Origin of the sequence: Bacillus sp. VT 712 (assembly GCF_001614195.1) — a bacterium.
Lineage (GTDB): Bacteria > Bacillota > Bacilli > Bacillales > Bacillaceae_H > Priestia > Priestia flexa.
Window position 1 is genome coordinate 20,158 of record NZ_LWBK01000017.1, and the last position, 18,107, is coordinate 38,264.

At 37.1% G+C, this 18,107-nt stretch carries 17 protein-coding genes and 1 riboswitch; of the genes, 5 read left to right on the forward strand and 12 right to left on the reverse strand.

Annotation, left to right across the window (positions count from 1 at the left end; all coding sequences use genetic code 11):
• Positions 1–21 precede the first annotated feature (21 nt).
• From A2U94_RS10290 to A2U94_RS10310, 5 genes are all read right to left on the reverse strand, one after another.
• Positions 22–1,290: a peptidase gene (locus tag A2U94_RS10290; RefSeq protein WP_025910012.1), complete on the reverse strand. Its 1,269-nt coding sequence runs from the start codon at positions 1,288–1,290 to the stop codon at positions 22–24.
• Between the two features lie 12 nt (positions 1,291–1,302).
• Complete coding sequence (locus A2U94_RS10295) at positions 1,303–1,965, reverse strand: 3-oxoacid CoA-transferase subunit B (protein ID WP_025910011.1); 663 nt, start codon at positions 1,963–1,965, stop codon at positions 1,303–1,305.
• The gene (locus tag A2U94_RS10300; RefSeq protein WP_025910010.1) at positions 1,950–2,651 is read right to left on the reverse strand and encodes a CoA transferase subunit A; all 702 of its coding nucleotides are present in this window, start codon (positions 2,649–2,651) and stop codon (positions 1,950–1,952) included. The genes A2U94_RS10295 and A2U94_RS10300 overlap by 16 nt, the downstream gene beginning before the upstream one ends.
• Positions 2,644–4,008: an aspartate aminotransferase family protein gene (locus A2U94_RS10305; RefSeq protein ID WP_025910009.1), complete on the reverse strand. Its 1,365-nt coding sequence runs from the start codon at positions 4,006–4,008 to the stop codon at positions 2,644–2,646. Before A2U94_RS10305 ends, A2U94_RS10300 begins: the two co-directional genes overlap by 8 nt.
• A gap of 201 nt (positions 4,009–4,209) precedes the next feature.
• Positions 4,210–5,436 (reverse strand): dicarboxylate/amino acid:cation symporter, encoded by a 1,227-nt coding sequence (locus A2U94_RS10310; protein ID WP_025910008.1) that lies wholly within the window; start codon positions 5,434–5,436, stop codon positions 4,210–4,212.
• Between the two features lie 213 nt (positions 5,437–5,649).
• Positions 5,650–5,804: riboswitch (cyclic di-AMP (ydaO/yuaA leader) on the reverse strand.
• A gap of 571 nt (positions 5,805–6,375) precedes the next feature.
• Between A2U94_RS10310 and A2U94_RS10315 the strand changes: the two genes are divergently transcribed.
• The 4 genes from A2U94_RS10315 (at position 6,376) to A2U94_RS10330 (ending at position 10,861) form a co-directional block, all read left to right on the forward strand.
• Positions 6,376–7,077, forward strand: coding sequence for a response regulator transcription factor (locus tag A2U94_RS10315; protein ID WP_025910007.1), 702 nt, complete (start codon positions 6,376–6,378; stop codon positions 7,075–7,077).
• On the forward strand, positions 7,074–8,075 hold the full coding sequence (locus tag A2U94_RS10320; RefSeq protein WP_025910006.1) for a sensor histidine kinase: 1,002 nt from the start codon (positions 7,074–7,076) through the stop codon (positions 8,073–8,075). Before A2U94_RS10315 ends, A2U94_RS10320 begins: the two co-directional genes overlap by 4 nt.
• Before the next feature lie 130 nt (positions 8,076–8,205).
• Entirely contained in the window at positions 8,206–8,976 is a 771-nt protein-coding gene (locus tag A2U94_RS10325) for an ABC transporter ATP-binding protein (RefSeq protein ID WP_025908491.1), read from the forward strand.
• Positions 8,951–10,861, forward strand: a complete 1,911-nt coding sequence (locus A2U94_RS10330; RefSeq protein ID WP_025908492.1) for an ABC transporter permease — start codon at positions 8,951–8,953, stop codon at positions 10,859–10,861. Before A2U94_RS10325 ends, A2U94_RS10330 begins: the two co-directional genes overlap by 26 nt.
• A 34-nt stretch (positions 10,862–10,895) precedes the next feature.
• On the opposite strand, the gene A2U94_RS10335 is transcribed toward A2U94_RS10330, so the two are convergent.
• The 4 genes from A2U94_RS10335 to A2U94_RS10345 all read right to left on the reverse strand — a co-directional run bounded on the left by A2U94_RS10335 (position 10,896) and on the right by A2U94_RS10345 (position 14,758).
• The gene (locus A2U94_RS10335; protein ID WP_025908493.1) at positions 10,896–12,365 is read right to left on the reverse strand and encodes an NAD(P)/FAD-dependent oxidoreductase; all 1,470 of its coding nucleotides are present in this window, start codon (positions 12,363–12,365) and stop codon (positions 10,896–10,898) included.
• A gap of 198 nt (positions 12,366–12,563) precedes the next feature.
• Positions 12,564–13,736, reverse strand: coding sequence for an ATP-binding protein (locus A2U94_RS10340; RefSeq protein WP_231882755.1), 1,173 nt, complete (start codon positions 13,734–13,736; stop codon positions 12,564–12,566).
• A gap of 383 nt (positions 13,737–14,119) precedes the next feature.
• The gene (locus tag A2U94_RS20625; protein ID WP_081801821.1) at positions 14,120–14,260 is read right to left on the reverse strand and encodes a YjcZ family sporulation protein; all 141 of its coding nucleotides are present in this window, start codon (positions 14,258–14,260) and stop codon (positions 14,120–14,122) included.
• A gap of 87 nt (positions 14,261–14,347) precedes the next feature.
• Entirely contained in the window at positions 14,348–14,758 is a 411-nt protein-coding gene (locus tag A2U94_RS10345) for a hypothetical protein (protein WP_025908495.1), read from the reverse strand.
• A gap of 302 nt (positions 14,759–15,060) precedes the next feature.
• Between A2U94_RS10345 and A2U94_RS10350 the strand changes: the two genes are divergently transcribed.
• Positions 15,061–15,816 (forward strand): DUF4397 domain-containing protein, encoded by a 756-nt coding sequence (locus A2U94_RS10350; RefSeq protein ID WP_025908496.1) that lies wholly within the window; start codon positions 15,061–15,063, stop codon positions 15,814–15,816.
• A 45-nt stretch (positions 15,817–15,861) separates the two neighbouring features.
• On the opposite strand, the gene A2U94_RS10355 is transcribed toward A2U94_RS10350, so the two are convergent.
• The 3 genes from A2U94_RS10355 to A2U94_RS10365 form a co-directional block, all read right to left on the reverse strand.
• Entirely contained in the window at positions 15,862–16,434 is a 573-nt protein-coding gene (locus A2U94_RS10355) for a YpmS family protein (protein ID WP_025908497.1), read from the reverse strand.
• Between the two features lie 12 nt (positions 16,435–16,446).
• Positions 16,447–17,298, reverse strand: coding sequence for an SGNH/GDSL hydrolase family protein (locus tag A2U94_RS10360; RefSeq protein ID WP_025908498.1), 852 nt, complete (start codon positions 17,296–17,298; stop codon positions 16,447–16,449).
• A gap of 214 nt (positions 17,299–17,512) precedes the next feature.
• Positions 17,513–18,070 carry an SCO family protein gene (locus tag A2U94_RS10365; protein ID WP_035320222.1) on the reverse strand — a complete coding sequence of 186 codons (558 nt, stop codon included), beginning with the start codon at positions 18,068–18,070 and terminating at the stop codon, positions 17,513–17,515.
• Positions 18,071–18,107 lie beyond the last annotated feature (37 nt).

Here is an 18,107-nt window from a genome sequence, read left to right on the forward strand (position 1 = left end):
CAAATTGCTTCCCCTCCTTTATCAGTCGGCAATTTCACACCAATCAATAATAGTAAGAGCAATAATTTCAGTGGCTTTTATAACAGATTCAATAGAAATATATTCGTTTGGAAAGTGAGCAACTTCCGTAACTCCTGGACCAAAAACAACTGTTGGAATCTTACCAACCTGAGATAAAATCCCTCCATCCGTTCCCCAAGGTGACGCTTCAATAGTAGGAGGGTGACCCATTGCTCGCTCATAGCTTTGAGAGAGAGATGAAATAAGGGGGTGCTGTGTATCTAACTCATTTGGCAGCCAATGCGCTCCAAACCACTCTAAATCCACAGGGTGAAAATCAAACCAAGAATCTTGCACGCTAATTTTTTTCAACCATTCTTCTACTTCTTCCTTCACATCCTTCATCTTTTCATGAGGTGCTACCCCAATTCTCCCTTCAATTATCACCTCATCTGCAACTGAAGACGGCCACGATCCGCCTTTTATCGTGCCTATGTTAATTGGCACAGGGATGGGCGTATTTTTGTACAACGGATCAACAATGCGAGCATTGCGATTTTTCTCTAGCTGCTGGAGATGCTCAATAAGAAGCATTGCTTTCTCAATTGCACTCACTCCTTCATATCTTGTACCTCCGTGAGCAGATCGACCATGTATGGTTAAACGAAACCACATCGAACCTTGTTGCTTAGAGAAGATTTTCATGCTTGTAGGCTCAGGAATTATTGCTCCATCTGCTTTATACCCCCTTAACACACAGGCAAGCGTACCCGCTCCTCCACTTTCTTCTTCAATTACACTTTGAAAGATAACGTCACCTTTTAATAAAATACCGAGCTCTTGTAACGCTTGAATAGCAAAAAGAAGAGCTACATTTCCTCCTTTCATATCTGTACTTCCTCGTCCATATACGTTACCGTCTCTTACCATTCCACTATACGGTTCGTCTCTCCAGTGTGCTAAATCTCCTGCTGGTACCACGTCAATATGACCGTTTAATAGAATAGATTTCCCTCCTCCTCTTCCTTTTAAGGTACCTACTACATTAGGACTATCTTGAAAGTTAGTTCGAGTAGAGACAAATGCTTCATTTTTACGCAGTTCTTTAATATCCGGTTCCCATATGTCAATGGTTAACTGAAGCTGTCTTAGCTTTTCAATCACAATCGCCTGAACATATTTTTCATCTCTTTGGACGCTTGCTTCCTGTACAAAACGTTGCAACAACCGAACTATTTCATATTTATGTTCCGTCAACCAGCTCTGAATTTCCCCTTGCCAATTTGTCATATCTCAACCTCCTTAGGGAATTATTTTGATGCTATCGCTCAGCTCTACTGTTGCATCAGTTGCTTGCAGCACATCTTCCACAGTATAAGGAGACATTACTTCTATTAAAAGCAAGTGATTTTTCTCTATTTTTAAGACAGCTCGGTCCGTAATGATTAAATCCACGCAGCGCTTAGCAGTAAGAGGTAAAGAGCACGTTTTCACAAGCTTTGGTTCACCATTTTTATTGGTATGATTCATTAGCACAACAACTTTCTTAACCTTTTGCGCTAATTCCATCGCTCCTCCCATACCAGGTACTCGCTTTCCTGGTACAATCCAATTTGCCAAATCCCCTTGTTCACTGACTTCTAGCGCTCCTAGAATAGTCATATCAACGTATCCTTTTCGAATCATTCCAAAAGCAATTGCACTATCACAATAGGAAGACCCTGAAAGCGTAGTAATAGGATACCCCGCTGCATTGCAAGCATTTTCATCTTCTTGCCCTTCCAATGGAGAAGGACCGATTCCAACAATTCCATTTTCCGCATGAAACATAACCGCTATCGCCGAAGGAACATAGTTTGGAATAAGCGATGGAATTCCAATACCTAGATTTACAATCATTCCATTTTCAATTTCCTGAGCAGCTCTCTTAGCAATTCGATGACGATTATCTATTCCCAAACCCATTTCCAATTCACCCCTTTTGACTGTACAATATAGTTTACAAATACACCTGGAGTCATAATTGAATCAGGATTAAGTTCACCTAATGGGACAATTTCTTCTACTTCAGCAATCGTTACTTTTCCAGCCATAGCTACAAGCGGATTCGTATTACGAGCGCTTTTATCATACAGCAAGTTTCCAAATTCATCTGCTTTCTTAGCGTAAACAATCGATACATCTGCTTCTAACGGCGTCTCAACTAAAAACGTTTTGCCTGATAGAGTGATCATTTGCTTTCCCACACAAATTACGTCAGTTTCAATCCCCACATCAATTAATACCCCACCGATGCCCACTCCGGCTGCTCGAATTCTCTCAACAAGCGTTCCTTGAGGAGAAAATTCTACTTCTAGTATTCCATCGTTCATCTGTTTACCAGCAACCGGATTCGAACCAATGTGCGAAGCAATGAGCTTTTTAATTCGCTGTTCACATACAAGCTTTCCTACACCAATGGTTGGGAAACCTGCATCATTACAAATAAGCGTTAACCCGTTAACATCACTTTTTAAAATTTCTTCAATTACAGTAGGAGCTGTACCTACCCCTCCAAACCCTCCAAACATGATTGTCATATCATTTTGAACATAGCTCATAACATCTGTGCTTTTAATCATTTTATGAAACCTATTTTGAAGATTATTCATTTTTCTCTTCCTCTCCCCCCAATTCTTTTTCAATCTCAACCATCGTCACAGTTAATAATCCCACCAGCTCATCAATTTCGTGTGACGTAATAGTATATGGAGGTGAAATAATAATTCCGTCTCCTTCTACTCCATCTTCTCCAGCTTGAGATGGGTATAATAAAAGGCCTTTATCTTGAGCTTTTTGAATAACCCTAGACGTTAATTCAAACGATGAAGGAAATGAAGCTTTAGAATTCAGGTTTTGAACAAGCTCTAATCCTAGCAATAACCCTTTCCCTCGTATATCTCCGATAATGTTTACTTGCTGTTGCAAGCTCTTAAGCTTCGCATATAAATATGCTCCCTTACTCTCCACTGCTTCTATTAAAGAATGATTCTGTATATAATCCAGCACGGCCAACGCAACGGCTGAAGAAAGCGGATTTGCACTTAATGTATGCCCACTCATAATGAGATTAGATCCATTTAATACGGGCGCTAGTACGCTTTTAGTAGCAACTGTTGCTGCAATTGGAGTATATCCAGCACTTAAACCTTTACCAAGAGTCAAAAGATCCGGCTTGGCTTTCCAATGTTCATAAGCAAAGACCTTTCCTGTACGCCCCATCCCCGTCATCACTTCATCTACAATCCATAAAACATCATATTTATCGCAAATCTCTCGAATTCGCTCGTAATATCCATCAGGTGGCGTTATAGCTGCTCCAGCTGCTCCAATGATAGGCTCCGTAATAAAAGCAGCAATTTGCTCGCTTCCTGTACGCTTAATGACTCTTTCGAGTTCATTTGCACACGCTAAATCACAGGATGGATACGTTTTTTCAAATGGACATCGATAGCAATAAGGTGGTGAAACAGAAGGGTATTCTTCTAGTAAAGGTACAAATCTTTTTCTTCTACCCGCATGCCCTGACATGGACAAAGCACCAATCGTAATGCCGTGATAACTCATCCATCTTGATAATACTTTTATTTTTTGAGGCTTCCCTTTTTCCTGCCAATGCTGAATAGCCATTTTCATTGCGGTTTCTGTTGCTTCTGTCCCGCTATTAACAAAAAACACAAACTGAAAATGATGATTGCTCAGTTCACAGAGCCGTGCTGCTAAGCTTTCAGCAGGTTCACTTGTAAACTGAGAGCGATAGACAAACGCAACTTTTTTTGCTTGGTCATTCATTTTATCAATAATCTCTTGAACACTATGTCCAACGTTTGCCGTCACGGCACCAGATGATCCATCTAAATATTTTTTGCCTTCCACGTCATACAAATAAACTCCCGTTCCGTGAGAAATCGTAGGATACCAAGCATTTAACAGTGGTTTGATCAAGTTCGATAAAGACTTATCATTCATCGCGATTCCTCCTTGTCAGCAGACTTCTATTAGATTCTATGCCATATGGACACTGTTTTTGCTAAATAAAAAGGATTGTTTTCACTAAAACAGAAAAAGGCTCACTCCTTACGTTTAAACGTAAAGAGTGAGCCTTTTTATCGTATCAGAAATCCTTTGTTTGTCATTCTCCAGTCATCCCCTACTGGTTAATGCATTACATTAAGCTCCTGCTTTTTCAGCTCTTCTTGCTTCAGACTCGGCAACAATTACTGCACACGCAGCATCCCCTGTAATGTTAACCGATGTACGAATCATATCAAGCAAGCGGTCAATACCGATGATTAATGCGATACCTTCTACTGGTAAGCCAACTGCTGAAAGTACCATCGCTAACATGATAAGTCCAACACCTGGAACACCCGCTGTTCCAATACTTGCAAGAACTGCTGTTACAACAACTGTAATTAGTGCACTGAATGATAAATCTACTCCGTACACCTGAGCGATGAAAACAGTTGCTACCCCTTGCATAATTGCTGTTCCATCCATGTTAATTGTTGCACCTAATGGCTGAACAAAACTACTGATGGATTCCGGTACACGAAGATTTTTCTGAGCTACGTTCATTGCAATTGGCAACGTCGCATTACTGCTTGATGTACTAAAACCAACAGTCATAGCTGGTGCAAAGCCTTTAAAGAACTCAATTGGGTTGCGCTTTGCTAACAGCGCTATAGATCCACCGTACGTTAAGATAGCGTGAACAAATAGCGCAAGCACAACTACTGACATGTAAAGCCCCATTGCTTTAATCGCTCCCCATCCTTGGCTACCAACCGCAGTTGCGATTAAACCAAACGTACCGTATGGAGCAAACTTCATCACTAAGTTTACAAGGTACATCATAAGCTCATTACCTTGATCGATAATGTTATATAGTCCTTTTGCTTTATTACCTAACATCGTAATTCCAAATCCAATAAAGATTGAGAATACGATAATTTGAAGCATGTTTCCTTCAGTCATTGCTAGAACTGGGTTAGTAGGAATCATGTTTAGTAATGTTTCACCTACAGGAGGTGCTTCTTGTGCTTCAAAGGAAGCATTTGCTGTGTCGAATGTTCCAACTGTGCCTGGCTTAATAATAAATGCTAAGATAATAGCAATTGTAATAGCAATTGTTGTCGTAATTAAAAAGTAACCAATTGTTTTACCGCCGATGCGGCCAAGTTTCTTCGGATCTCCCAAACCTGCAACGCCAAGTACAATTGAGAAAAAGACAATCGGTACAACAAGCATCTTAATAAGATTTAAAAAGATTTGCCCAAGCGGCGTAAATAAATATTTATCTAGTGTTGTAAACGTCCCTGGTGAAAACGTATTTAACAAGACACCTACAACAGCACCAATAATTAGTGCAATGATAATCTTTGTTGATAGTTTCATTGATGGACCCCCTCATATAAACAAATTATATTATTAATTTAATAACTACCAAGATTAACAAGTTGAATATTCCAAAAAGAATAACTACTTTTAATTTATATTATTTTTGAAATTTTCAGAATAGAACGAGCTCCAGCTGCTTTTTTTTAAAATCATCGAAAAAAGTGTACAAAAAAAACCATGAGAGCCCTCTCTGGTTTTCAAACCTTCCATGTACTCTCCCACAAAATGCTGACGAGGTTAGCTGTCGGATTCGGGTATGTGAGTTACCCTACTTAACTATTAAGTTAAGATTCACCCCTAGTGCTTGTCTGCACAAATTTGGGTCCCCCGCTTTCTTTCAATCTGAAATTAAGCAACTGTTATTTTGATGTAATAGTTTTAAACTGCAATAACTTACTTCTTTATTAAAATTCATTTCCTATCACTTTGTCAAGATAATATACAAAAAAAATTCAAAACACTGTCGTTTTTTTTATTTTCATGTCACATTTTATCACATTTTATGTATATTTTATATTCGTATTTATGTTCGTTATAAACTAAACTACTCTTTACCAAATGACATTCCAACTTAAAATAGCACCTCATACCAATAACAACTAACAATTTGTATAGTAATACTAAACACATAAAGAAGAAATCCATTTTATAACATTTAAAACAAAATAATTAATATTCATTAAATGTTATTTTTATACAATAATTGTAAGCATTATCATTTTTATATTCATATTTTATACTGGTTTAATGTATATATGTAAATGTTTTTTTCTGAATTTCACCATAATTAAGTTTAGCTAATTTAAACTTTACTTTTTTGGCGAGCAATTTCATAAATTACATTTTTTTCTAAAATCCATTTCAATCTCCCCTTTCTTTTTGATAAACTATAAAGAACAATATATTGATTTTTATCTATAGAGGAGAGTCCTAACCATGTTTACCGTCTTAATTGTAGAAGATGATCAAAAAATTGCTTCTTTATTAAAAGAACATCTTGAAAAATATAATTTACTCGTACATATCGTTACGTCATTTACAGATGTACTTGATGATTTTCAAAAGCACCACCCTAACCTTGTCTTATTGGATGTGAATTTACCAAAATATGATGGCTTTTATTGGTGCAGACAAATCCGTACTCTTTCCACTTGCCCTATCATTTTCATCTCAGCACGCGATGGAAAAATGGACCAAGTGATGGCGTTAGAAAGTGGAGCAGATGATTATTTAACCAAGCCTTTTGACTACGACGTCGCGATTGCCAAGGTAAATAGCCAACTACGACGCGCATACGGGTCCTATGCACCTACTAACCAGGAGCGAATTGTAGAGCACGCCGGCTTAACTTTATATCCTGAAAGGTTACTATTACGCTACCAAAGCAAAGAAGTTGAGCTTAGCCAAACAGAAAGCAAGCTCATTGAAACATTGTTAGATAAAGCAGAAAGAGTTGTTAGCAGAGATCGATTACTCGAAAAAATTTGGGACGACCAGCTTTTTGTTGATGATAATACTCTAAATGTCTACATGACGCGTACGCGTAAAAAACTAGGGGATGTTGGTATCGAAAAAGCGATTGAAACAATTAGAGGTACAGGCTATATGCTGCGGATTCAAGAGGAAAATAAAGCATGAAGCTGTTTTTTAAAGAACATCTTCCTCTTACATTTTTTTATCTTATCCAATTGGGTTTAGTATGTACGATTTTTGCGTTAGATGGTTTTCGAGACATTTTTACTGTTCTTTATGCTATTTTAATCAGCACCGTTATCTACATCACTTATTTATGCTATCGCTACTATACAAACAAAACATTTTATAAACACCTGTCAAATCCCTTACATAAGTCAGAAGACAGCATATTGTCTGAAGAGGAGTCTCCGCTTTCAGAAGCGTTAAAAGAACTGCTGGAGAGTCAATTTCGAAGCTTTCATAATGAAATGTATCACTATCAAAATAAGCTTAATCAACATATTACATTTATGAATCAGTGGGTTCATCAAATGAAAACTCCTGTATCTGTTATTCACCTTATGATTCAAAATGAAGATGAACCTATCTTTATGAGCATTCAAGATGAAATGGAGCGAATTCAAAAAGGATTAGAGACTGTATTATATACATCGAGATTGAATGATTTCACTCATGATTTTCAAGCGGAAAGTGTTTCTCTACATAAAGTTGTAACTAGCCTTATTTCGAGTTATAAACGCTTTTTTATTCGAAACCGCGTATTTCCAACAGTTAACGTTCCGCCCCAGTACATCGTCGCTTCTGATGAAAAGTGGATTCACTTTGCCTGTTCACAGCTTATTACTAATGCCGTCCGCTATTCTGCTGGAATTAATCAAAGCATCACCATTTCAGCATTTGAAAGAGGTAGACAGGTTATATTAGAAGTAAAAGATCAAGGAATAGGTATTCCATCACAAGACCTAAAGCGGGTGTTCGATCCCTATTTCACTGGAGAAAACGGTCGGAAATATCAAGAATCTACAGGGATGGGGCTCTATCTCGTAAAAGAAATTTGTAAACAGCTCCACCATCAGATAGAGCTTGAATCAAAAGAAGGACAAGGAACTACCATACGCTTAATTTTTCAACAAAATATCGCTCGTACCCAAGAAGGCTAATATATAGATTAGCCTTCTCTTGCTTTCTTACAAAAGTGTAAGATTCCTGTAAGCTTAGTACATGGCACGTTAGATCAAATTTCAATAAGATAGGGCTATAAAGAAAAAACATTTACAAAGGAGTTTGACTATGCCTATTTTACAAGTCAATAACTTAACAAAAGTATATGAAGGAAACGTTTCTTACAAAGCCTTAGAAGGCGTTAACTTTTCAATTGAAAAAGGAGAATTTGTTGGCATTATGGGGCCGTCCGGAAGCGGGAAAACAACCCTGCTCAATATGGTTTCTACCATTGATTCACCGACGGCTGGAGAAGTAATCATTAACAACCGCAATCCTCATCAACTTAAGAAAAAAGAGATTGCACTTTTTAGACGCCGCGAGCTCGGGTTTGTCTTCCAATACTTTAATTTATTAGATACATTAACTGTTGAAGAAAATATTATTTTACCGCTTGCTTTAGACAAAGTAAAAAGCTCCGAAATGACCAAGAGAGTAGCTGCTATTACTAGTAAACTCGGCATTGAACATATCTTAAAAAAGCGCACGTACGAAATTTCAGGCGGACAAATGCAACGAGCCGCCATTGCCCGAGCAATTATCCACCATCCACAGCTTATCTTGGCTGATGAGCCAACTGGAAACTTAGATTCCAAAGCATCTAAAGATGTGATGGAAACCCTGCAGCATTTAAATGAACAAGAACGCGCAACAATGATGATGGTCACTCATGATGCGCACGCAGCTAGCTATTGCAATCGCGTAATTTTCATTAAAGATGGACAGCTTTATAACGAAATTTACCGCGGAAATAATCGTCAAGCTTTTTATCAGCAAATTATTGATATGCTATCAGTTTTAGGAGGAGACGCACATGAGCTTTCGACAACTCGCATTTAAAAACGTGATGCGTAATAAGCGTACGTATGCAGCTTACTTTTTAAGCAGCGCCTTTTCTGTAGCCGTTTTTTTTCTTTATGCAATGTTTATTTTTCATCCTGGGGTCACAGAAGGTGTAACAAAAGAAATGGCAAAAAAGGGCATGACGGCGGCTGAATATATTATCTATGTATTTTCGTTTTTCTTCGTCCTGTATTCTGTCAGCGCATTTTTAAAGTCTCGCAAGCGTGAATTTGGAATTTTCATTATGCATGGAATGTCTAAACGTCAGCTAAACACCATGATTTTTTTAGAAAACATGATCATTGGTTTTTCAGCCATCATTACGGGAATTCTTGTTGGAATGCTTCTCGGCAAGCTCTACTTAATGGTTGGATCTTACGTTATTGGCATGGAAAAACCCCTTTCGTTTTTAGTTCCTTGGGAAGCACTCGCCTTAACAATAGCTGCATTTACCGTTTTATTTCTTGTTATTTCATTTTTCACAAGCGTTTTTGTACGCACAAACAAACTGTTAGATTTGTTTCAGTCTACATCAAAACCAAAGCCTGAACCTAAAACCTCTATTATTTTATCATTACTGGCTGCTGGTTTATTAATTGGCGGCTATTACTTAGCGTGGACAGCAAACATGTATAATATTGGCTATCGCTTTTTTATCGTTATCCTTATGACGATTGTGGGAACTTATTTTTTCTATACGCAGCTAAGTGTTTTCTTATTAAAAATGTTCAAGAAAAACAAGCGCTTTTACTGGAATCATACTCGTCTTATTACCATTTCAGATTTAGCTTACAGAATGAAAGATAACGCTCGTATGTTTTTCATGGTAACAATCGTATCAACCGTTGCTTTTTGTGCAATTGGAACCTTATCGGCGATGGGAGGCTCAAAAAAGCTATTCGACGAACGTGCTCAAATTCCCGTTGTCTATCAATCATCGGATCAAAACCCGAACGAAAAAGCACAGGTACAAGTCATTCGAGATGATTTTAATAAAAACGACTTATCGTATAATGAAATCAAAGTAACGTTAATCGAACAAACAGGAAAAGAAACGAATAAAAAGGTTAAGCTTATCTCCTTGTCTGATTATAATGCGATGGCTATTGCAGCTCGTGAAAAACCACTTAAGTTAAAAGAAAATGAAGGTCATTATGTCAGCACAGTCACTTATAATACGTTTTTAGATGAAAAGATGAAACCCATTACTTTAAGTGAAAGCAATCTAACATTCAACGCAACAAAAATTATTGATGCACCTTACTTTTCTTCTGGAATGATCGGCTATGATTTGTACGTCATTCCAAATGAGCTTTATAAACAAATTAAAAACCCTACGTCAACAACTCACTATTACGGATTTGCAACTAAAGATTGGGTCGAAACAAAAGACATTGGCTTAAGTTTATATAACGGAGAAGACGGCATTTATACTAGGGATTATACGAGTGATCCAGCTTTCTATTTCTCATCAGCTGGATATGATTACAATATGATGATGGAAATGTATCGCACTGCTCTTTTCGTGGCACTTTTAGTCGGCTGTGTCTTCTTCATTGCAGCAGGAAGCTTTTTATACTTCCGTTTGTATACAGACCTTGACTATGATAAACGCCAGTATCAAATGATTGCAAAAGTTGGTTTAACTAAGTCTGAGCTCAATAAAATTATTACACCTCAGCTTGTTTTATTATTTTTTGTTCCCATTCTTGTAGCGTTTGTACACAGCGTGTTTGCGTTTAAAGCTCTTCAAGGCTTATTTGAATTCTCAGTTGTTAAGGAAACTGCAGTCGTTCTGCTTGGATTTGGAGCTGTTCAAGTAGTGTATTTCTTATTCATTCGCTTCCGTTATTTAAAACATATTAAAAAAGCTATTATGTAAATAAAAAAAGCGGACCCTATGCGTCCGCTTTTTCTTATACCATTGCTGGCTGTTTTTTTCTTTTTTCATCTTTTAATTTTTCAACAATATCTCGTGCCACCCATACGCCACAAGCACTTGCCTGAGCCAATCCTCGCGTGATGCCGGCTCCGTCTCCTCCAACATATAAGCCTGAAATCTCTGTTTCAAAGCGATCCGTTAGTTTTGGACGTGCAGAGTAAAACTTCGCTTCTACTCCGTAAAAAAGCGTGTGTTCAGAAGCTAAGCCTGGCGTTACATGATCTAATGCTTCCGTCATTTCAATTAGACTCTTCATTGTGTTGTAAGGAAGAACAAGCCCAAGATCTCCTGGGACTGCTTCTTTTAACGTTGGCTCTAAGAAACCTTCTTTAATACGAGCTGGTGTGGAGCGACGACCTTTTAGAATATCACCGTACTTCTGTACAACTAATCCCCCATTTGATAGCATATTTGCTAATCTTGATACTTCATGTGCATATTCATTTGGTTGATCAAACGGTTCTGAGAATTTATGAGATACAAGCAGCGCAAAGTTCGTATTCTTACTTCCAAGCTTCGGGTCTTTATAAGCGTGGCCGTTTGCAAGCATGATTCCAGAATGATTCTCAACAACTACATGTCCTGAGGGGTTGCTACAGAACGTTCTTACTCGCGTACCAACTGATGTATTATAAATGAATTTACCTTCGTATAGATGCTTATTAATCTCTTCCATTACGATATCTGAAGTCTCAACACGAACGCCAATATCAACTTGGTTGTTAATCATTTTTAATCGACGTTTTTTTAATAAGTCAGTCAGCCATTTTGAACCATCTCGCCCTGGAGATACTACCACTTTATCAGCAGTTAGCATTTCCCCATTTTTAAGCTCAATTCCGCGTACAATGTGCTTCCCATCAATTTTCTCTGTAACAAAATCAGCAACTTCTGTTTTATACTGCATGTCGATGCGTTCTTTTAAATATTCATAAATGCTTTTCAAAATTTCTAAATTTTGTTCCGTCCCTAAGTGACGAACTTGCGCACGCAGTAGTTTTAAGCCTGCTGCGTAGCCCCGTTTTTCAATTTCACGTACTTTATCAGTTAACGGGTCTGTAATCGAATCTGTTGCCCCGTGCTTTAAGTTAATTTCATCTACGTATTTAATTAAATCTACCACCTGTGATTCAGGGAGATAATCCGTCATCCATCCCCCAAATTCACTTGTAATATTGAATTTCCCATCTGAATATGCGCCTGCTCCACCAAATCCATTGGTAATTGAACAAGCGGGCAAACAGCCTGCAAAATCTTTTTTATTATTCGCCGGCGGACATTTCACAATTTTTTTCTGAAGAATCGGACAATTTCTTCGGTAAATATCGTGTCCTTTATCAATTAACAACACTTTTGCTTCAGGTAGTTTTAGCGTTAATTCATAACAAGTAAAAATTCCAGCTGGGCCTGCTCCTACAACAATTACATCATAGTTTTGATTCATCGATACATTCCCCCGTTAACCTTTTTATTTTTCATCAACCGTTTTTTATTTATTATTCGGTTATCTTCTAGCCATTTGATACTATATCAGACAAAAACGCTTACGTCAACAATAAACACGAACATTACAAAAAATTAAAAATATAACATTCGCCTTTTAAGCGCAAATAAAAAAACCAGCGAATAAATAGTACTGCTACTATACATTCACTGGCTCTTTTACATGCGGAATTGCAATTTCAACTTTTGTGCCCACTCCTATTTGACTTGTAAATGAAATATGCCCCTGATGTTGTTCAATAATTTGATAGCTAACCATTAGCCCTAAACCCGTTCCCGTTTGCTTTGTAGAAAAGAACGGTTCTCCTAAACGAGCTAATGATTGTTCGTCTATTCCGCAACCCTGATCTTCAATTGTTACTACGCCATATCCATTTCGTTTTTCTGTTCTAACCGTTACCACGCCTTTATCCATCGATTCCAATGAATTTTGAATAAGATTTATGAATACTTGCTTTAATGCATTTTCTTCACAGAGAATTTCAATATCCCCTTCGAGAAAGCTTTTGATTTCACTATTCTTATAGTTTGCATGAGTAGTAAGCAATAACGTTACATGACTTAAAATTTGGTGAAGGCTCTTTTTCTTAAAAGGATGCTCACTTTTAGGTTTTGCTAACGTTAAAAATTCTTGGATAATTGATTCAACGCGATTCAGCTCTTCTAGCATAATATCATGATAAGATTTATTATATTGCTGAGATGCATTTAATAGCTGCACAAACCCTTTAACTGCAGTCAATGGATTTCTTATTTCATGCGCTACGCCCGCTGCTAGCTTGCTCACCATCATGAGTTTTTCAGATTTACTTGCCATTTCATCATACTTCTTCCGATCCGTTACATCACGAATAATATACTGAATAGCATCCTCGCCTTTAAATTTAATTTTCGTTGCGGAAGATTCAATACTCACAACTCCACGCTTAGTCAATAACTTCACTTCTGCACGAGGACGAATAGACATTCCTTTCATCAGCTGATTCATTCGTTTTTTAACGATTTCTAGATGTTCTGGATGAATAAAATGAAGCCAATATCGTCCTAGATAGTCCTCTTTTTTAGTTCCTCCAAGCATGCCCACACCAGCGGGGTTAATGTACTGAATCTTTCCTTCTTGGGTGACAATAAAAGCATCTTGACTCTGCTTTACAAACTGTTTGTACTGCTTCATTTTCCGAATAACTTCCTCTTGTTTTTCAAAACTAGAAGAAAATTCTTTCCACTGCACAACAAGAAGATGCGGCTGCTCTTTCATTCTCTGAATATGAATATGTACGGGTACTTGTTGGTTTATTTGCTTGTTTAACACAACCACTTCTTCTTCATGACTATGGAGAGGAGCAATATCAGCTTTTTTAATTAAAAACTGACTACTATGCTGAAAAACATTGGAAGAAAGAAGTTGCTTTTTCTCCTTCTTAAATAGATGTGCACAAGCATCATTTCAAGCTTGAACTTCTCCATTAAGATCCATGATAAGCATGGGTGTTAACGACATTAAAAATAGCTGTTCATATAGCCTTTCTTGGTCCATATATTCACCTTCAGTTATTAGGATAGTAATTATAGTATAATATGGAAAAAGAACATTTGGCAAAATATTTTTATTTTTTCAAACAAAAATATTGTCTTACTCTCTACATAAACAGAGCTCTTTTCACCCCGAAGTATGAAAAGAGCTCTTTAAATAAACTAGCAGATGCAGCTGCATCCAATAATAACCAATAAAATAAACAGCACAAGAATTAATGCAAATGAATTTCCTAACCCACAGTGGTGGTGATACCCCCCAACCGGATATTGACATTGATCATAACAACCATAATTATACATAGCAATCTCTCCTCATTCGTGATATTCGTTTAGCACATTGTTACTTTATGTTTTGAAAATGCGATGTGTATGTGCGAATACCCATTTTCACTCTCCTTTTTTCGTCTGTAAGCTCTTTGTTCCAAGAAGAATAAAACAAAAAAGTGTTACAAATAAAAAAACGGCCCAGTGCTGCTTCATGATTGTAAGTAGGAAGCCTACATATGGAAGATGATAAGAATACACTCCCATTATGCTTTCATCGGGCAAGTGGTTATTCGCTTTCATTACTATTAATGAATCTTGTTGATTAACTAGTACAACTCCTTCGGTATCTATATCTTGTGATGACTGAAACACAACCACTGATCCACTAGGAATTCCTGGTCCATTTTCTTGCTGTAAGGTTACAGTAAATCCAAAGAGAGCCGGCAGTAAACTCGCGACAATGAGGGTGAAAACAACAGCATAACACACAAGTACATACCGAAAGACGGTGAACCACACGCTTCCTTTCATAATGCAGTCACCCCTTTTCGTAAATTAGTAACTAAAATGATAAGACAATGAAATGCAGTAATAGAAGAATGAACCCAAATCCAATGAGCATGATTTTGAGCATCTTCTCATAAAACAACTTCATCCTCTTCACCTCTTTTGCCTATAACCATTATTCATTAACGGTTATGCTTCATTCTATTCAATTAAAAGCAAGATGAAAGTTGGTCAATTGTTTCACAGCATAATTTATGAGTTTTAGCATATGTTTGGTTACGTATAGACATCTTTTTCCTACTCCGTATAACAGAGGAGCTGAACGCATGGCTAATTATTCATTTGACCAATACATTAAAAAAGCAATGAAATATGATTTTTTATCAAACTACTATAAATATAGCGATCCTTCCCGTCACATTGCTTATTACGAAAAGCATTTATATTATGTGCAGCAAGCAATTTTAGCAGGTAAAAATGCACAAGGGTCACGAATAGCTAAACCAATGGCTAGAATTTTCCACGCTTCTCCCGATGCACCGTCCGTCGATATTTATTTAAATGGCCGACGTATCATTAGGAATCTCACTTACAAACAAGAAACTGATTATTTACCGTTAGGGGACCCGGGTCGCTACACAATCTCAATTTATCCTGCTGGCCAAACCGAAAAACCTTTACTCACAAAGTCGTTTACGTTTGAAGGGAACCAAAAATATACGGTTGCTGCCGTAAATAATTTAAATCAGCTAGAATTACTTTTTATTTATGATGATAGTAAAGTTCCAGATGGCGAAACAAAAATGAGGTTTATTCATTTGTCTCCTGATGCACCAGCAGTTGATATTGCTGCTCGGGGTGGAGACGTGATCTTTTCTGACGTTACGTTTAAAGAAATTACTAAATATCTAGGATTATCTCCAATGTTTGTACAGCTTGATGTACGCATAGCAGGAACAGATGATGTTGTTTTATCTATCCCACCTCTCAGCCTGCGTCCAAACCGAGCTTATACCGTTTATGCTGTCGGCTACGCACAAGGAAATCCTGCATTAGAAGCCTTAATTTCACAAGATCGCTAACACAAAAAAGCTCTCAGTAATAAACTATTACTGAGAGCTTTTTTGCTATTCTTTCTTTGAAATTAACTTGACTCGTATATCATCATTTTCTAAGTCAAACTTCTCAACTTTCACATTAAAATCTGTTTGAAGCTCCATCTCTTGAAGAGCCACATATACAGACTCGCTCTTCGGATCAATTGTCACCCATTCAGGAAGGTTAAAATTATTATTAACATAGCGAAGTACTGTTTTTACCGGGAGCTGGATTTTTCCAATCGATAGTGTTTCTTGTTCAAGAACAATATCTCCATTATCTTGCACTTCAGGAGTAAAGGTCATTCGAATATCAATATCGTCCCCAAAAACCTCGATGGTTCCGTCTAGCTGCACAACATCTGTTAGCGTGATATCGTAATTAAGAGGCTGATTATTAAGCTCTCTTTTTAAGTATTTATCAATAAGTATATTTAAATCTTCTTTTTTAGCTAAAATCGTTAGTTCAGCATCTCCCTCTATTTCACCAGACTTCAGCGGTGTTACTTCATCAGCCGGTTGAAAAATAAGACCAATGATTATAACCGCTAAGAGAAGGTTAACGCTTAATAATCCAATAAATAACCATTTCCACTTCTTCATTTCATAAGCTCCTTACTCGTTTCCGTTCAGTTCTTCTTCCCGTGCTTTCTCTTTGTTTTGTCCCAATAAAGGATCTTCTTCTTCCATTGCATCGCTAATACGTTCCGCCATTAATTCATACCCTTTTTTATTAGGATGAAACTCATCTTTTCCTAAAAGATTGTCAGAAGAATCGTAAAAGACATCATCAATTTTAACATATGTTACGTTTTCATAATTCATTGCTACTTGTTGACTTGCTTGGTTCCATTCATCAATTACAACATTAATCTCTTTCATATCGCTTAGCGTTTTAAAAAATGGATTATAAAATCCTATTAAGTAAATATGTGCATTTGGATTTAGCTTTCGAATTCGTTGAAAAACCTCATTTAAACGTTTTTCATATTTTGATTTTTCTGTTTCAAATGTTTTAATTGAAATATCGTAAAAATAGTCTCTCACAACTTTCATTACGTCGTTACCGCCAATTGTAACATAAATCATATCTGCTCTTGAAACTTTGCTCGCAATTGATGGATCCTTTAATCTTGCCAACAGCTGGTCCGTACGGTTTCCTTTTTTACCCAGGTTAGAAATTGTTACATTTTCCACTTCGTTTTGCTTGGCAATATACTGTTCAATAAAAGGTACGTATCCACCTTTTTTGGATTCATCTCCTATACCTTCCGTTAACGAATCACCTATCGCAACAGCTTCTAATTCTACAGGGAAAAAGCCCTTTGGTATTTGTTCCTTTTCTGTAAGCTGCACTTCTTTTTGATCTACAACGTCTTCTTGATTGACAAGAACGGTAGGCTGAGAACAGCTAGCTAAAGTGACAGAGCACACGCTTGCCACGATTATTTTTCTCCATTTTTTCATCACAACACCTACTTACTATGCTGTATTCTAGTTGTCGCCTTACTTGACTAGATTTACTATAGCGCATTTATATATCTTTATATAGTAACATACATTGTCAAGGAAGGTCTTTCCCATGCTTATAGTATATGTAGAAAAATGGATAAGAATGTTTATTCTAAAAAAAGGTAACCATGAATTAAAATACAACTTTTAACTCATAGATACCTTCTTTTTACTTACTTAACGTTTTCATATCTTTAATAATTTCGTCATACGGAGTATCTCCCACACCACTATAAGACTTCATAACGGTACCTTCTTTGTCGATTAAATAAAAAGTTGTAGCATGGATAACTTGCGGATCATTTTCTGGCTTTTTAACAACAGCTTTAAATTGGTCCAACGCAAATTTTTCGATTTCTTGTTGTGTATAACCCGTTAGAAAGTGCCAATTCGAAAGGTCCGCATTAAATTTTGCGGCAAACTCCTTCAGTTTATCGGGTGAATCGTTTTCAGGATCTACGCTAAAAGAAATAAAGTTGGCATCGAGTCCCTCTTCTTTCACCATTTTCTGAAGCTTAGCCATATGAGCAGTCATTGGTGGACAAACCGTTTCACAGTTGGTAAAAATAAAGTTAGAGACCCAGACCTTCCCCTTAAGATCATCTAGGCTAACTTCTTTATTCTCCTGATTTGTATAAATAAAAGAATTGAGCTTCCAGTTTAAAGGGTCTTTAATTTGTGAGCCACAAGCTGCTAAAACGATAACTAAAACCAAATACAGCAGCATAAGCTTTTGATTGTTGTTTTTCAATATTTTCTCCTCC

Excerpts from the sequence above, each read along its gene's own strand:
- A2U94_RS10290 (WP_025910012.1), bottom strand. The coding sequence starts at position 1,290 with ATGACAAATTGGCAAGGGGAAATTCAGAGCTGGTTGACGGAACATAAA.
- A2U94_RS10295 (WP_025910011.1), bottom strand. The coding sequence starts at position 1,965 with ATGGGTTTGGGAATAGATAATCGTCATCGAATTGCTAAGAGAGCTGCT.
- A2U94_RS10300 (WP_025910010.1), bottom strand. The coding sequence starts at position 2,651 with ATGAATAATCTTCAAAATAGGTTTCATAAAATGATTAAAAGCACAGAT.
- A2U94_RS10305 (WP_025910009.1), bottom strand. The coding sequence starts at position 4,008 with ATGAATGATAAGTCTTTATCGAACTTGATCAAACCACTGTTAAATGCT.
- A2U94_RS10310 (WP_025910008.1), bottom strand. The coding sequence starts at position 5,436 with ATGAAACTATCAACAAAGATTATCATTGCACTAATTATTGGTGCTGTT.
- A2U94_RS10315 (WP_025910007.1), top strand. The coding sequence starts at position 6,376 with ATGTTTACCGTCTTAATTGTAGAAGATGATCAAAAAATTGCTTCTTTA.
- A2U94_RS10320 (WP_025910006.1), top strand. The coding sequence starts at position 7,074 with ATGAAGCTGTTTTTTAAAGAACATCTTCCTCTTACATTTTTTTATCTT.
- A2U94_RS10325 (WP_025908491.1), top strand. The coding sequence starts at position 8,206 with ATGCCTATTTTACAAGTCAATAACTTAACAAAAGTATATGAAGGAAAC.
- A2U94_RS10330 (WP_025908492.1), top strand. The coding sequence starts at position 8,951 with ATGAGCTTTCGACAACTCGCATTTAAAAACGTGATGCGTAATAAGCGT.
- A2U94_RS10335 (WP_025908493.1), bottom strand. The coding sequence starts at position 12,365 with ATGAATCAAAACTATGATGTAATTGTTGTAGGAGCAGGCCCAGCTGGA.
- A2U94_RS20625 (WP_081801821.1), bottom strand. The coding sequence starts at position 14,260 with ATGTATAATTATGGTTGTTATGATCAATGTCAATATCCGGTTGGGGGG.
- A2U94_RS10345 (WP_025908495.1), bottom strand. The coding sequence starts at position 14,758 with ATGAAAGGAAGCGTGTGGTTCACCGTCTTTCGGTATGTACTTGTGTGT.
- A2U94_RS10350 (WP_025908496.1), top strand. The coding sequence starts at position 15,061 with ATGGCTAATTATTCATTTGACCAATACATTAAAAAAGCAATGAAATAT.
- A2U94_RS10355 (WP_025908497.1), bottom strand. The coding sequence starts at position 16,434 with ATGAAGAAGTGGAAATGGTTATTTATTGGATTATTAAGCGTTAACCTT.
- A2U94_RS10360 (WP_025908498.1), bottom strand. The coding sequence starts at position 17,298 with ATGAAAAAATGGAGAAAAATAATCGTGGCAAGCGTGTGCTCTGTCACT.
- A2U94_RS10365 (WP_035320222.1), bottom strand. The coding sequence starts at position 18,070 with ATGCTGCTGTATTTGGTTTTAGTTATCGTTTTAGCAGCTTGTGGCTCA.